Source organism: Pseudomonas agronomica (assembly GCF_025917275.1).
Classification (GTDB): domain Bacteria; phylum Pseudomonadota; class Gammaproteobacteria; order Pseudomonadales; family Pseudomonadaceae; genus Aquipseudomonas; species Aquipseudomonas agronomica.
In genome coordinates, this window is the sequence record NZ_JAOSHO010000940.1 from 1 (window position 1) to 824 (window position 824).

At 61.8% G+C, this 824-nt stretch carries 1 protein-coding gene and 1 pseudogene; both read right to left on the reverse strand.

The genetic code is table 11. The features are described from left to right. Positions 1-92: 92 nt before the first annotated feature. Positions 93-578, reverse strand: coding sequence for an acyl-CoA thioesterase (locus tag OC610_RS28245; RefSeq protein WP_264432971.1), 486 nt, complete (start codon positions 576-578; stop codon positions 93-95). A gap of 44 nt (positions 579-622) precedes the next feature. Next, positions 623-824 (reverse strand): annotated as a pseudogene (locus OC610_RS28250) (alpha/beta hydrolase); the annotation flags it as partial.

Sequence of the window (824 nt, forward strand, 5' to 3'; positions counted from 1 at the left end):
ATCGCGAGCAAGCTCGCTCCCACAGGGTTCCGAGGTGTTCACAGAATTGGAGTCCACCATCAATCCCATGGGAGCCGAGCGAAAGCGGTGGGTCAGTTTGCAGAGATGCTGGCTGCACCGCCGCCTTCGCGAGCAGGCTCGCTCCCACCCAGGTTCAGCGCCACACCGTAACCTTCGATGAATTCCGCCGGCATGCGCTTGGGCCGGCCGGTGGACAGTTCGATGCAGACGAAGGTGGTCTGGGCCCGCAGCAACGTGGTGTTGTCGCTGGGACGGACCAGCTGGAAATGCCGGGTCATCTTCAATCGCTGGTCCCAGTCGACGATCCAGGTCGCCAGCTGCAATTCGTCGCCTTCATAGGCCGCCGCCAGGTAATCGATTTCATGCCGCACCACCGCCATGGCTCGATCCAATCGCCGATATTCCACCAGGTCCAGGCCCAGGCGCTGGGAATGCCGCCAGGCGCAGCGTTCCAGCCAGGTGACGTACACCGCATTGTTGGCGTGGCCCAGCCCGTCGATGTCTTCGGCATTTACCTGAAGGTCAATGATGAACGGCGTTGCCCGATCCCAGCCCATGCCCGTCTCCTGTCATATATGGATCGGGGCAGTGTAACGGAAGCTCAGGCCGATTGCCGCGCTTGCAGGCTGCGCCCCGCCAGCAGTGATAACACGCCATCAATGACACGGGGATCGGCCAGGACTCGCTGATGTCCGCCCTGGGGCAGACGCAGAAAGCGACTGTCAAACCAAGCCTCGTGGATCAGTTGCGATTCCTTGACCGAAACCGACGTATCGTCCTCGGCGTGGACGATCAAGCCCGGA